General features: G+C 72.2%; 7 protein-coding genes. 4 read left to right on the top strand and 3 right to left on the bottom strand.

Features of this window, described 5'->3' with window-relative positions; genetic code table 11:
• The first annotated feature begins 334 nt into the window (after window positions 1-334).
• A complete protein-coding gene (locus ACZ60B_RS28870; RefSeq protein ID WP_469391940.1) occupies window positions 335-850 on the top strand; it encodes a DUF6912 family protein in 516 nt (171 codons plus the stop codon).
• 50 nt (window positions 851-900) lie between these two features.
• Window positions 901-1,566 carry an HAD family hydrolase gene (locus ACZ60B_RS28865; protein WP_469391938.1) on the top strand — a complete coding sequence of 222 codons (666 nt, stop codon included), beginning with the start codon at window positions 901-903 and terminating at the stop codon, window positions 1,564-1,566.
• A 100-nt stretch (window positions 1,567-1,666) separates the two neighbouring features.
• On the opposite strand, the gene ACZ60B_RS28860 is transcribed toward ACZ60B_RS28865, so the two are convergent.
• Window positions 1,667-2,233, bottom strand: a complete 567-nt coding sequence (locus ACZ60B_RS28860) for a DJ-1/PfpI family protein (protein WP_469391935.1) — start codon at window positions 2,231-2,233, stop codon at window positions 1,667-1,669.
• Between the two features lie 837 nt (window positions 2,234-3,070).
• On the opposite strand from ACZ60B_RS28860, the gene ACZ60B_RS28855 reads away from it, so the two are divergent.
• Complete coding sequence (locus ACZ60B_RS28855) at window positions 3,071-8,011, top strand: NAD-glutamate dehydrogenase (protein ID WP_469391933.1); 4,941 nt, start codon at window positions 3,071-3,073, stop codon at window positions 8,009-8,011.
• 204 nt (window positions 8,012-8,215) lie between these two features.
• Entirely contained in the window at window positions 8,216-9,616 is a 1,401-nt protein-coding gene (locus ACZ60B_RS28850) for a hypothetical protein (protein WP_469391975.1), read from the top strand.
• 230 nt (window positions 9,617-9,846) lie between these two features.
• Here the strand turns inward: ACZ60B_RS28850 and ACZ60B_RS28845 are convergent, their stop codons facing one another.
• On the bottom strand, window positions 9,847-11,574 hold the full coding sequence (locus ACZ60B_RS28845; protein WP_469391931.1) for a glycosyltransferase family 2 protein: 1,728 nt from the start codon (window positions 11,572-11,574) through the stop codon (window positions 9,847-9,849).
• Window positions 11,571-13,781 (bottom strand): CDP-glycerol glycerophosphotransferase family protein, encoded by a 2,211-nt coding sequence (locus tag ACZ60B_RS28840; protein WP_469391929.1) that lies wholly within the window; start codon window positions 13,779-13,781, stop codon window positions 11,571-11,573. Before ACZ60B_RS28840 ends, ACZ60B_RS28845 begins: the two co-directional genes overlap by 4 nt.
• Window positions 13,782-13,832: the final 51 nt, after the last annotated feature.

Here is a 13,832-nt window from a genome sequence, read left to right as displayed (position 1 = left end):
CTCCCGGCCCGGCCGATGGGTCCGACCCGGGTTGTACCGGCGGGTAACTTGCGCTTGGGGATCTTGTACGGGGTCGTGGACCGCAAGAGCAAGGAAGCCGTCGCCCGGGACGAGGGGCGCGGAAGATTCACCTATCAGCGTGACCGAGGGGGATGCGCGGCCCGTATCTCCGGGGGTGTGCCGGGTGAGTTCCGGGGCGCCGGGTGGACGTTTCCAGGAGGGTGGGCAGGGACCCGAAAGGGGACTCCCGCACGTATCCTGAAGGCCCTCCGGGAGGTGCGCCGTCCGGCCTCCCCCAGGTCACCCGAGCCCCGACCACGAAAGCGGCCAGCCCATGCGCGTCTACGTCCCTCTGACCCTCTCCGGTCTCGCCGAGGCGTACAAGACGGGTGAGCTGGGGGCGGAGCCGCTCGTCGCGTACGCCGTCACGCCCGGACTGCGCGAGTGGTACCTCTCCGACGACATCGAGGAACTGGAGTACGCGGCGCTGAGCCGGGCCGCGCTGGCGTCGCTGCGTCTCCTGGCCGTGGACCCCGGCGCGGCGCGGCGGCGCACCGTGGTCGCCGTCGACGTGCCCGACGGCATCGCGTCCGTCGACCCGGACCGGGGGCTCGACCCGGCCGCGCTCGGCGAGGTGCGGGTCGCCGGCGTCGTGGCGCTGGCCAAGGTGGCCTCGGTGCACGTCGACGCGCAGGACGCGGAGGCGGACGTGGCGGCCGCGGCGCAGGCGCTGCCCGCGGCGGACGGCGGGGACGACGACGCGCAGTTCGTCGTGGACGGGGCCGAGGACCACGAACTGCTGTGGTTCGCCACCCAGGAGATCCAGAACCTGGTCGGACTCGGCGGCTGAGGCCACCCCGCGGTCTCTCGGATGTCAGTGGCCGCGGGTAGCTTTTTCCCATGGGGAAGCACAAAGCTGCACACATCGTCTGGGACTGGAACGGCACGCTCTTCCACGACAACGAGGCGATCATCGGGGCGACGAACGCGGCGTTCCTGGAGCTGGGGCTCGAACCGATCACCCTGGAGCGGTACCGGGCGCTGTACTGCGTGCCGGTGCCGAAGTTCTACGAGCGGCTGATAGGACGGCTGCCGACCGACGCCGAGTGGGAGGTCATGGACGAGATCTTCCACCGGTACTACGCCGAGCACCGGGCGGCCTGCGGACTGACGACGGGGGCGGTCGAACTGCTCGCGGGGTGGCGGTCGGCGGGGCGCAGCCAGTCGATCCTGAGCATGTACGTGCACGACGAGCTCGTCCCGCTGGTACGGGGCTTCGGCATCGAGTCGCACTTCGTACGCGTCGACGGGCGGACCGGCCCGTCCGGGGGCAGCAAGGCCACCCACATGGTGCGCCACCTCGGCGCGCTCGCCGGGGTGGATCCCGCCCGCACGGTCGTGATCGGGGACGCGGCCGACGACGCGGTGGCGGCGCTGCACGCGGGGGCGCGGGCGGTGCTGTACACCGGGGGGTCGCACGGCCGGGCCAGTCTGGAACAGGTGGGCGTGCCGGTCGTGGACACGCTGGAGGAGGCGGTCGAGGAGGCCCAGCGGCTCGCGGCCTGAGCCGTGACCGCTCCGGGGCCGCCGCGGGTCCGCGCGGACCCGCGGGCCGGGCGGGCGGCGCGGCGCTCCGGGGGCGCCGCGCCGGGGAGCGGGGCCTGGGTCAGGTGACCGGCGCCTTCGCGCGCAGCACCTTCAGGAACTCGCGCATCCAGGCGGAGTGGTCCGGCCAGGCCCGCGCGGAGACCAGGGTGCCGTCGACCACGACCTCGCTGTCCTGGAAGGTGGCGCCGGCGGTCTGCATGTCCGGTTCCAGTGCCGGGTACGCCGTGACGCGGCGGCCGCGCAGGCTGTCGGTCGCCGCGGTGAGCAGGGGGCCGTGGCAGATCTGGGCGACGGGCTTGTCCGTGTCGAAGAACGACTTCAGGATCTTGCGCAGCTCGGGATCGTTGCGCAGGTACTCGGGGGCCCGGCCGCCGGGGATGACGACGGCGACGTACTCGCCCGGGTCCACCTCGGAGAAGGCGAGGTCCGCGGGCCAGGTGTAGCCGGGCTTCTCGGTGTAGGTGTCGAAGCCAGGTTCGAAGTCGTGGACGACGAAGCGGAGGGTCTTGCGGGTGGGGGCCGCGACGTGGACTTCGTAACCTTCCTCGCGCAGGCGCTGGTAGGGGTAGAGGACCTCCAGGGACTCTGCTGCGTCGCCGGTCAGGACGAGGATTTTCGCGGGCATGTCGGGCGGCTCCCCTCGGGCGGGCGTGGGCTGTCCTGGGCAACGTGCCGGGTGCGGGCGGGGTTGCCAAGAGGTGCGGTCGATTTCAGGGTGCGTGAAGCCGGGGGCGGCGTCGACTTTTCTCACCCCCGCCGCCCTTGCCCTTCCCAACCCGGGGCGCCGCCCCCGAACCCCGGGCGGGGCTCCGCCTCCCCCGCCCCCGGCGGGGCTTCGCCCCTGCACCCCCATCGGCCTGGACGGCCTCGTCCTCAAACGCCGGACGGGCTGAAGATGCCAGGGCGGGCTGAAGACGCCAGGGCGGGGCGAAGATGGCCGGGCGGGGGTGAGATGCCAGGCGGGGTGAAGATGCCCGGGCGGGGTGAGACGCCCGGGCGTATATGGCCCACTGCATGGCGTGGTCTCCTTCGCCCCTGTGCAGAGTGTCAAAGTTCCGGCCCCTGTTTTGTACACATACGGCTCATGACGGGCCCCCCGTGAGGGGCGATAGCCTTAGTGGCGTGATCAGCGCGATAGTTCGCGGAGGCACCGTTGCCTCTGCCCTGCGCCCGGGACGCACGGACCACATCCGTGACCGGGCGGCGGTCGCTGGTCCTCGCGGGCGGGACGGGGCTTCGAGGGCTCCCAGGACGCCGTACACATCACCGGGCGGGACGCGGCAGAGAGCAGCGTCACACCACGTGCGGGTGTCGAACATGGCTGATAAACCCCCGCTCATCTCACCTTGCGGCATAGCGTCGGAACCGACCGGAGACCCCGCGTCGTGGCGCTGCACCGGAAGGCGCGAGACCGTACTTCCTTCTACGTCACGCAACGGCGCGCGACAGGAGCCAGAGGACAATGCAGACCAAGCTGGACGAAGCCAAGGCCGAGCTGCTCGAGAGGGCCGCCCGGGTCGCTGAGAACAGCCCGGTCGGGGGGCACCTACCGACTGGGACGACGAGCCAGGGGGCCCCGGACCGGGACTCCGTGCTCGCGTTCCTCCAGCGCTACTACCTGCACACCGCCCCCGAGGACCTCTCCGGCCGCGACCCGGTCGACGTCTTCGGCGCAGCCTTCTCCCACTACCGCCTGGCGGAGAACCGCCCGCAGGGCACCGCCAACGTGCGGGTGCAGACCCCGACCGTCGAGGAGAACGGCTGGACGTCCAGCCACTCCGTCGTCGAGGTCGTCACCGACGACATGCCCTTCCTCGTGGACTCGGTGACCAACGAGCTCACCCGTCAGGGGCGTGGTATCCACGTCGTCATCCACCCGCAGGTCGTCGTCCGCCGTGACGTCACCGGCAAGCTCGTCGAGGTGCTCACCGAGCCGCCCGTCGGCTCGATGCCGCACGACGCGCACACCGAGTCCTGGATCCACGTCGAGATCGACCGCGAGACCGACCGCGCCGACCTGAAGCAGATCACCGCCGATCTGCTGCGGGTGCTCTCCGACGTCCGCGAGGCCGTCGAGGACTGGGAGAAGATGCGGGACACCGCCGCCCGGGTCGCCGACGGGATCGCGGACGAGCCCGTGCCCGCCGACATGGCCCGGCCCGAGGTCCAGGAGGCCCGCGAGCTGCTGCGCTGGCTGGCCGCCGACCACTTCACCTTCCTCGGCTACCGCGAGTACCAGCTGCGCGGCGACGATTCCCTCGCCGCCGTCCCGGGCACGGGCCTGGGCATCCTGCGGTCCGACCCGCACCACTCCGAGGACGAGGGCCACCCGGTGAGCCCCTCCTTCGAGCGGCTGCCCGCCGACGCCCGCGTCAAGGCCCGTGAGCACAAGCTCCTCGTGCTGACCAAGGCCAACAGCCGCTCCACCGTGCACCGGCCGTCGTACCTCGACTACGTGGGCGTGAAGAAGTTCGACGCGGACGGCAACGTCGTCGGCGAGCGGCGCTTCCTGGGCCTGTTCTCCTCCGCCGCCTACACCGAGTCCGTCACGCGCGTGCCGGTCATCCGGCGCAAGGTCGAGGAGGTCCTCCAGCGCGCCGGGTTCTCGCCCGACAGCCACGACGGACGCGACCTGCTCCAGATCCTGGAGACCTACCCGCGCGACGAGCTGTTCCAGACGCCGGTCGACGAGCTCCAGTCCATCGTCACGTCCGTGCTGTACCTCCAGGAGCGCCGCCGGCTGCGGCTCTACCTGCGCCAGGACGAGTACGGGCGCTACTACTCCGCGCTCGTCTACCTGCCCCGCGACCGTTACACCACCGGTGTCCGGCTGCGGATCATCGACATCCTGAAGGAGGAGCTCGGCGGCATCAGCGTCGACTTCACCGCCTGGAACACCGAGTCGATCCTGTCCCGGCTGCACTTCGTCGTGCGCGTCCCGCAGGGCACCGAGCTGCCGCAGCTCAGCGACTCCGACAAGGACCGCATCGAGGCCCGCCTGGTGGAGGCCGCGCGGTCCTGGGCCGACGGGTTCGCCGAGGCGATGAACGCCGAGTGCGGCGAGGAGCGGGCCGCCGAGCTGCTGCGCCGCTACGGCAGCGCCTTCCCCGAGGGGTACAAGGCCGACCACACCGCGCGCGCCGCGGTCTCCGACCTCGTCCACCTGGAGCGGCTCAGCGAGGAGGAGGGCAACGACTTCTCGCTCAGCCTGTACGAGCCGGTGGGCGCGGGACCCGGCGAGCGCCGCTTCAAGATCTACCGCAAGGGCGCCGCGATCTCCCTCTCCGCGGTGCTGCCGGTCCTCAACCGGCTGGGCGTCGAGGTGATCGACGAGCGGCCGTACGAACTGCGCTGCTCGGACCGCAAGAGCTCCTGGATCTACGACTTCGGTCTGCGGATCCCCAAGTCGCTGGGCGGGGGCAACGGCGACTACCTGGGCGAGGACGGCCGTGAGCGCTTCCAGCAGGCGTTCGAGGCCACCTGGACCGGCAAGGCGGAGAACGACGGCTTCAACGCCCTCGTGCTGAGCGCCGGACTGAGCTGGCGGCAGGCGACGGTGCTGCGGGCGTACGCCAAGTACCTGCGCCAGGCGGGCTCGACCTTCAGCCAGGACTACATGGAGGACACCCTCCGCAACAACGTCCACACCACCCGTCTGCTGGTCTCCCTCTTCGAGGCGCGGATGGCGCCGGAGCGCCAGAGCGCCGGCCTGGAGATCGTCGACGCCCTCCTGGAGGAGCTCGACGCCGCCCTCGACCAGGTGGCCTCCCTCGACGAGGACCGGATCCTGCGGTCCTTCCTCACCGTGATCAAGGCGACCCTGCGCACGAACTTCTTCCAGGAGGCCGAGCCGGGCGTGCCGCACGCCTACGTCTCCATGAAGTTCGACCCGCAGGCGATCCCCGACCTTCCGGCGCCGCGTCCGGCGTTCGAGATCTGGGTGTACTCGCCGCGGGTGGAGGGTGTGCACCTGCGCTTCGGCAAGGTCGCGCGCGGTGGTCTGCGCTGGTCCGACCGGCGCGAGGACTTCCGGACCGAGATCCTGGGCCTGGTCAAGGCGCAGATGGTCAAGAACACGGTCATCGTGCCCGTCGGCGCCAAGGGCGGCTTCGTCGCCAAGCAGCTGCCGGACCCGGCCGTCGACCGGGACGCGTGGCTGGCCGAGGGCATCGCCAGCTACCGGACGTTCATCTCGGCGCTGCTGGACATCACCGACAACATGGTGGCCGGCGAGGTCGTGCACCCGGCGGACGTCGTGCGGCACGACGAGGACGACACCTACCTGGTGGTCGCGGCCGACAAGGGCACGGCGACGTTCTCGGACATCGCCAACGAGGTCGCGCAGTCGTACGACTTCTGGCTCGGCGACGCCTTCGCCTCCGGCGGCTCGGCCGGCTACGACCACAAGGCCATGGGCATCACCGCCCGCGGCGCCTGGGAGTCGGTGAAACGGCACTTCCGGGAGCTGGGCGTGAACACCCAGGTCGAGGACTTCACGGTCGTCGGCATCGGTGACATGTCCGGTGACGTGTTCGGCAACGGCATGCTGCTGAGCGAGCACATCCGCCTGGTCGCCGCCTTCGACCACCGGCACATCTTCATCGACCCGAACCCGGACGCGGCCACCTCCTACGCCGAGCGCCGCCGGCTGTTCGAACTGCCGCGCAGCTCCTGGGCCGACTACGACAACGAGCTGATCTCCGCGGGCGGCGGTGTCTTCCCGCGCACGGCGAAGTCCATCCCGGTCAACGCCCACATCCGCGAGGCGCTCGGCATCGAGGCCAAGGTCGCCAAGCTGACCCCCGCCGACCTGATGAAGGCGATCCTCCAGTCCCCGGTGGACCTGCTGTGGAACGGCGGCATCGGTACGTACGTCAAGGCGTCCACCGAGAGCCAGGCGGACGTCGGCGACAAGGGCAACGACGCCATCCGCGTCGACGGCCGCGACCTGCGGGTCAAGGTCGTCGGCGAGGGCGGCAACCTGGGTCTGACCCAGCTCGGCCGGATCGAGTTCGCGCTCCAGGGCGGCCGGATCAACACCGACGCCATCGACAACAGCGCCGGCGTGGACACCTCCGACCACGAGGTGAACATCAAGATCCTGCTCAACGGTCTGGTCGCGGAGGGCGACATGACCGTCAAGCAGCGCAACAAGCTGCTGGCCGAGATGACCGACGAGGTCGGCGCCCTGGTCCTGCGCAACAACTACGCGCAGAACACGGCGATCGCCAACGCCCTCGCCCAGTCCAAGGACATGCTGCACGCGCAGCAGCGCTTCCTGCGCCACCTGGTGCGCGAGGGCCACCTCGACCGGGCCCTGGAGTTCCTGCCCACCGACCGCCAGATCCGCGAGCGCCTCAACACCGGCCAGGGCCTGACCAGCCCGGAGACGGCCGTCCTGCTGGCGTACACGAAGATCACGGTCGCCGAGGAGCTGCTGCACACCTCGCTGCCCGACGACCCGTACCTGCGCGGCCTGCTGCACGCGTACTTCCCGACGGCGCTGCGCGAGCAGTTCGCCGAGTTCGTCGACAGCCACCCGCTGCGTCGTGAGATCACCACGACCGTGCTGGTCAACGACACGGTCAACACCGGTGGCACCACCTATCTGCACCGGCTGCGCGAGGAGACCGGCGCCTCGCTGGAGGAGATCGTGCGCGCGCAGACCGCGGCCCGCGCGATCTTCCGTTCGGCGCCGGTGTGGGACGCGGTCGAGGAACTCGACAACAAGGTCGAGGCCGTCGTCCAGACCCGGATCCGACTGCACTCGCGCCGTCTGGTGGAGCGCGGCACCCGCTGGCTGCTCAACAACCGGCCGCAGCCGCTCCAGCTCGCCGAGACGGTCGAGTTCTTCTCCGAGCGGGTCGAGCAGGTGTGGCAGCAGCTGCCGAAGCTGCTGCGCGGCGCCGACCTGGAGTGGTACCAGCACGTCTACGACGAGCTGGTGGGCGCGGGCGTCCCGGACGAGCTGGCCACGCGGGTGGCCGGGTTCTCCTCCGCCTTCCCGGCCCTCGACGTGGTCTCGGTCGCCGACCGCATGGGCAAGGAGCCGCTGGACGTCGCCGACGTCTACTACGACCTCGCCGACCGTCTGCACATCACCCAGCTCATGGACCGCATCATCGAGCTGCCCCGTGCCGACCGCTGGCAGTCCATGGCCCGCGCCTCCATCCGTGAGGACCTGTACGCGGCCCACGCGGCCCTGACCGCGGACGTCCTCGCCGCCGGCAACGGCACCTCGACGCCGGAGCAGCGCTTCGAGGCGTGGCAGGAGAAGAACGCGGCGATCCTGGGCCGGGCGCGCACGACGCTGGAGGAGATCCAGGGTTCGGACACGTTCGACCTGGCCAACCTGTCGGTGGCCATGCGGACCATGCGGACGCTGCTGCGCACGCATTCGTAGCGGGCGGTTCCGTCGCACGAAAGGGGGATCCCCGGCCACAAAGGCCGGGGATCCCCCTTTGAATTACCTTTCATGATGTCTGTCGCATTTAGGTTAAAGTGTCGGGAATGACTGTGAATTCGTCATTCCGGCCCGGTGCGCGGCGCACCGCATAGGGCGACCGCGGCCCTGGCGCCCGCGGTCGCGGCGCTCGTCCTGGTCCTCATGCTCCTGGTGATCGTCCGCCTGCCCTGGGCGGGCGATCTCGGCATGCACGCGGCGACCGTGGAGCGCCTGCGGCACCGCCCGACCGATCCGGGCAACCCGCTGGTCGACGCCGACACGCCGAGCCCGTACTACTCGCCGTGGACCCTGCTGCTGGGGTGCGTCGCATGGGTGACGGGATGGCCGGTCTTCGCCGTCCTGCGCATCGGGGCCCTCGTCGCGCTCGTTCTGCTGGTGACCGGGGTCTGGCGGTACGTACGGACACTGAGCCGGCATCCCGCGGCACCCGCGCTGGTGCTGCTGTGCCTGGTGTTCCTCTGGGGCACGACCCTGTTCGAGTGGAGCGGCTTCCTCGGTCTGAACTCCCTCGCGCTGACGGTGTCGTATCCGAGCGTGCTGGCGCTGGGGCTCGCCTTCCACTTCTGGGCGTGGCTGGCGCGGGCGGTGCGGGAGCCCGGCGGACGGGGGGCCTGGCTCGGACTCGGGGCGCTGTGGGCGGTGATCCTGCTCTGCCACCAGTTCTCGGGGGTCGTGGCCTCGCTGGGCGCACTCGCCACGGTGCTCGGCGCGCGGCCCGCGCGGGCGGTGTGGGGCCGGGCGGCGGCGGGCCTGGCACTGGGGCTGCTGGTGCTGTGGCTGTGGCCGTACTACGACTTCTTCGCGCTCTTCGGGGCCGGTTCGGGGCTGGAGTCGGTGCACCGGGCGCTGTACCGGGACCTGGTGGGACGGTTCTGGCTGGTGCTGCTCGGCGTGGTGGCGCTGGGGCTGCGGTGGCGGCGCGACCGGTGGGATCCGCTGGTCCTGTTCTTCGCGCTCGGGCTCGTGGTGTGCGCGGGGGGCTGGCTGAGCGGGCACTACTCCTGGGGCCGTGCGCTGCCCGCGGTGCTGATCCCGGCGCAGACCGCCGCCGCGCTGGAGACGGTGACGGCCGGCCGACGCCGGGTGCGGACCGCGTGGGCGTGCGTGCTCGGCGCGGCGCTGGTGGTGGGGGCGTGGACCCAGGCCGGGACGCTGGGCTATGTGGTCCCGCGCGGGCGGCTGCCCGAGGCGGTGGCGGCGAAGTACCGGCAGCCGTGGGCGGGGTACCGGTGGATCACCCCGTGGGTGAGGTACGGGGACGTGGTGCTGGCCCGGACGTTCGAGGCGCGGCAGATCCCGGCCTACGGGCCGTACACCGTGGCTCCCGGGTATCCGGACTTCTTCCTGCCGGACGAGGCCCGGCGGGCGGACGCGGTGCGCAGGTACTTCGCGGCCGGGACGGCACAGGGGGAGCGGCAGGACATCGCCCGGGCGTACGGGGTGCGGTGGGTGGTGGACCGGGGGGCCCTACGGGAGACCGGCGGGCTGCGCAGGGTGGCCCGGGGGCCGGGCGGACAGGTGCTGTACGCCGTCGTGCCGTGACGTCCCCCGTCGGCCGTCCCCCCGTCGGCCGGCCTCCGGCGCTCGGCTCCCGTCGGCCGGCCTCCGTCCGTCGGCCCTTGCCCTCCGGCTTCCGTCGGCCGGCTTCCGTCGGCCCTTGCCCTCCGTCGGCCCCGTCTGTCGGTCCGTGCCGTCCGGCCCCCGGGAACCGGCCCCTCCTCGGCCGGTTCCCGGGGGCCGGACCGCGCGAGCGGCCCCGCTGCCGTGCGCCGTCACCTCAGCGCGCTGCGCACCAGGCGGGCCGCTCGTCTCACCTTCGGCGGTGCCACCCTGCGCGCCAGCGGCTGTACGAGGCTCGCCGTCATGCCCACCGGCGCCCACCGCACCTGGAGACGGCCCGGGTTGCGGCCTTCCGGTTCCACCGTCACCTGGTGGGGCGAGGTGCCCGAGCGGTAGCCGACGCGGGCGGTGAGGGTCGGGAAGTCGAGCGGCGCCAGGAGGAGGGAGGTGTGCGGGAGGCCGTTCTGTTCGAGCCGGAGCAGCGGGTGACGCACTCCGGCGAAGCCCTGGAGGGGCGGGGCGGCCGTCACGAGATCGAGGCGGACGTGCCCCTCGAAGACGCCGGGGCGCACGGGGAGCAGCCGGAAGGGGACCGTGAGCCGCCGGCCGGGGGTGAGCAGGAGACAGGCGCGCTGCGGGCCGACGGCCAGCCGCAGGCCCGGGTCGTAGGTGCGCACGGCCAGATCGAGCGAGGCGCCGGGCCCCGGGGTCAGTTCGACGATCTCGTGGCGCAGCAGCGCGCCGGGGAAGGGGCGGGTGTCCAGCTCCAGGTCCGTGACGTCCAGTTCACGGCGGGAGCGCGGGTCCTGGGCGACCGTGTCCCCCCAGTAGGTCCGGCCCCGGGCGTCCGCGGTCACCGTCCGGGGGGCCACGCCATGGCCCAGGCCCCGGGCCGCGACCCGGACCTGCGCCGTACGGCCCTCGCGGACCAGTTGGAGGACCACCCGCTCGGCCCGCGGGAGCCGGGCGTACGCGCCGGGCGCGAGCGTCGCCAGATACGGGTTCACGATCCGCGCGAACGACTCCAGCCACGCGTCGTCCCGGTAGGGCAGGTCCCCGGCGTACATCCGGAAGTCGTGCTTGAGGAACTTGTAGTCCTTGTCCTCGCGCAGCGACTCGTGCCCGCTCTCGGCCAGGAAGGCGTCGATCAGCCGCTGCACCCGTACGCGGTCGGCGACGTTGTCGAGCTTGTGCCGCTGGTTGGAGATCGACCTCGACCCCGCGTCCGCGTACGGCTCGATGTACCAGCGGTAGACCGGCTCCGGGATGATCGTGAACTCCTTGGCGAGGCAGTACGCCTGCGCCGTGAACAGCTGGTCCTCGTAGTGGATGCCCTCGGGGAAGCGCAGACCGTGCCGGTCGAGGAAGGCGCGCGCGTACATCTTGCTCGTCGACAGGTGCTCGAACAGCAGCCGCGGGTCGGCCTCGATGCCCTCCACCGTGCGGCGCCGGTCGACCAGGTGGGGCATCCAGGTGGACCGGCGCCCGGTGTCGATGCGCACCCGCTGCACGGCGCCCATCGTGAAGTCGACCTCGCGCTCGCGGTGGGCAGCCAGCAGCAGTTCGACGGCGTCGGCCGGAAGCTCGTCGTCGCTGTCCAGGAACATCAGGTACGGGGCACGGGCGACCTCCAGCGCGCGGTTGCGCGGGGCGCTGCACCCGCCGCTGTTCTCGGGCAGCCGCAGGTACAGGATCCGCGGGTCCTCGGCCGCCAGCCGGCGGGCCACCTCCGGGGTGGCGTCGGTGGAGTGGTCGTCGCTGATGATGATCTCGATGTCGGCGTGCGTCTGGCGGCGCAGCGAGGCGACGGCGCGCGGAAGGCGCTCGGCGTCGTTGTAGACGATCACCGTGACCGTGACGTCGGGGGTGTCCGGGGTGTCGGGGGTGTCGACGGCGTCGGCGAGGTGCGGGGCGTCGGGGGCGGCCTCGGGTGTGCTCATCGGGCGTCCGCCTCCTGCGGGGTCGGGGCCGGGGTCCGCTCGTCGACGGGGACCGGCCGGGGCAGCGACTGCTCGCTCTCGCCGAGGAAGACCCGGCGTACGACCCGCTCGGCGGCGCGTCCGTCGTCGTACGCGCAGAAGCGGCGCCGGAAGGCGGCCCGCGCCTTCGCCGCGCGTTCGTCGCGCCAGGCGTCCGAGACGAGGATCTCGGTCAGTTCCTCCTGGGTACGGGCCACCTGGCCCGGCGCCTCGGCGGTCAGGTCGAAGTAGACGCCCCGGGTCGTCGCGTACGTCTCCCAGTCGTCGGCGTAGATGACGATCGGGCGGTCGAGGTTGGCGTAGTCGAACATGATGGACGAGTAGTCCGTGACCAGCGCGTCGGCGGCCAGGGCGAGTTCCTCGACCGGGTCGTAGCAGGAGACGTCGATGATGCGCCCGGTGCGGCGCAGACCGGCCAGGGGCGAGGCCGAACCGCCGTAGAAGTAGTGGCCGCGGACGAGCAGGACGGTGTCCTCGCCGAGCCGGTCGGCGAGGGCGGCGAGGTCCAGGCGCGGGGTCCAGCCGGCCTCGTAGTCGCGGTGGGTGGGGGCGTACAGGACGGCCCGCCGGCCGGGCGCGATGCCCAGGCGGGCCCGGACCGCGCGGACGTCCGCCGCGGTGGCCGTGCAGTAGACGTCGTTGCGCGGGTAGCCGTGGTCCAGGGAGACGTAGCGGGACGGGTAGGCGCGCTCCCACATGCGGGTGGAGTGGCTGTTGGCGGAGACGCTGTAGTCCCACTTGTCGACGCGGGCCAGCAGCGCGGCGAAGTCGATGCCCTGCGCGGCGGCCGGGAAGCGAAGCTGGTCCAGACCCATGTGCTTGAGCGGCGTGCCGTGGTGGGTCTGGAGATGGACCGCGTCCGGGCGTTTGATCACCGCGTCGGCGAAGTTGACGTTGTTGACCAGGTACTTGGCGCTCGCCAGGACGTCCCAGTAGCGGGGGGTGTTGGGGACGACGTGGTCCGTGCCGGGCGGCAGCAGCGCGGCGTTCGCCGCCGACACCACCCACACCTGGTGGATGTGCGGGGCGAGTTCGGTGAGCTTGGCGGCGATGGCGGCCGGGTTGCAGGCGATCCCGCGGTTCCAGTAGGCGGAGAACACCGCGAGACCGGGGTCGACCGGGCGGCCGAGCGCGCTGCGGTACCGGTGGTCGCGGAACTTCGCGCCGATCCGGCGGCTCTGGGTGCGCACGGCCGATCTGGTCGCGCGGCGCGTGCGGTTGGCGGCCTGGAAGGCCCGGTACTTGGTGTACGCGCCCTCCTCCAGCAGGGCACGGCGTACGCCCTCGAAGCCGGCCGGGCGTTGGTGGCGCTCCGGGCGCCCGCGGACCGCGGCGAGCGAGGCCCGCCGGAAGAACTCCCGTGCCACCGGTTCCGGCATCGAGGAGCGGGCGAAGGTGCGCAGGCAGTCCTGGACCATCAGGTCGTACAGCACGGCGTGCGGGCCGGGGCGGTCCGGCGCGGTCCGGGCGAGGAGCGACTCGTAGCGGTCGATCAGGGCGAAGCGTTCCTGCGGGGTGAGCCGGGGGAGGCTCTCCGGGCGCGGCTCGCGGTACTCGTACGCGATGTGGGGCAGGCAGGCGACGCGCTCGGCGTGCAGCAGGGTGGCGTGGGCGGCGAACGGTTCGTCGTCCGTGCCGAGGTCCTTCGCGTGCGCCCGCCAGAAGTCGGCGCGGACGGCCCGGTTGCCGAGCAGCGGGGCGAGCCGCAGCAACTGCGGTGCCTGGTCCAGGACGACGGCGGTCCGGCCGGTGCGGGCCAGCAGCAGACCGTCCGAGGAGGGCGCTCCCGTCGTCTGCCAGGTGGAACGGACGTGGTCGAAGAGCAGTACGTCCACCGGGTCCGGCGACGCGGTCAGTTCGGCGGCCCGCTCGGCGACCGTGTGCGGGGCGTCGGCCGGCAGTCCGTCGCCGGCCCGGACGAAGTGCAGCCAGCGACCGGACGCCCGCGCGGCTCCCGCGGCCCTGGCCTCGGCGTCCCCGGTGCCGGCCGGCAGGGGCAGGACGGTCAGTTCGGACGCGTGCCCCTGGGCGGTCTCGCGGGCCCAGTCGCCCACCGCGACGACGATCACCTCGACGTCCGGGAGCGGACGGGCGGCCAGACCGTCGAGGAGGGCGGCCAGCCGGCCCTGGGTGTTCGGGCCGTGGACGATGACGCTGAGCTCGGGCATCGCGGTGATCTCCTTCGCGTGGGGACCTCTCGTCGTCGTCCGCCTCCGGTC

This window comes from Streptomyces sp. NPDC104096 (genome assembly GCF_055584385.1).
This window is presented reverse-complemented; position numbering and strand designations above follow the sequence as displayed.

What these genes read in the sequence shown, in the direction of transcription:
- ACZ60B_RS28870 (WP_469391940.1), top strand. Translation starts at nt 335, where the DNA reads ATGCGCGTCTACGTCCCTCTGACCCTCTCCGGTCTCGCCGAGGCGTAC.
- ACZ60B_RS28865 (WP_469391938.1), top strand. Translation starts at nt 901, where the DNA reads ATGGGGAAGCACAAAGCTGCACACATCGTCTGGGACTGGAACGGCACG.
- ACZ60B_RS28860 (WP_469391935.1), bottom strand. Translation starts at nt 2,233, where the DNA reads ATGCCCGCGAAAATCCTCGTCCTGACCGGCGACGCAGCAGAGTCCCTG.
- ACZ60B_RS28855 (WP_469391933.1), top strand. Translation starts at nt 3,071, where the DNA reads ATGCAGACCAAGCTGGACGAAGCCAAGGCCGAGCTGCTCGAGAGGGCC.
- ACZ60B_RS28850 (WP_469391975.1), top strand. Translation starts at nt 8,216, where the DNA reads ATGCTCCTGGTGATCGTCCGCCTGCCCTGGGCGGGCGATCTCGGCATG.
- ACZ60B_RS28845 (WP_469391931.1), bottom strand. Translation starts at nt 11,574, where the DNA reads ATGAGCACACCCGAGGCCGCCCCCGACGCCCCGCACCTCGCCGACGCC.
- ACZ60B_RS28840 (WP_469391929.1), bottom strand. Translation starts at nt 13,781, where the DNA reads ATGCCCGAGCTCAGCGTCATCGTCCACGGCCCGAACACCCAGGGCCGG.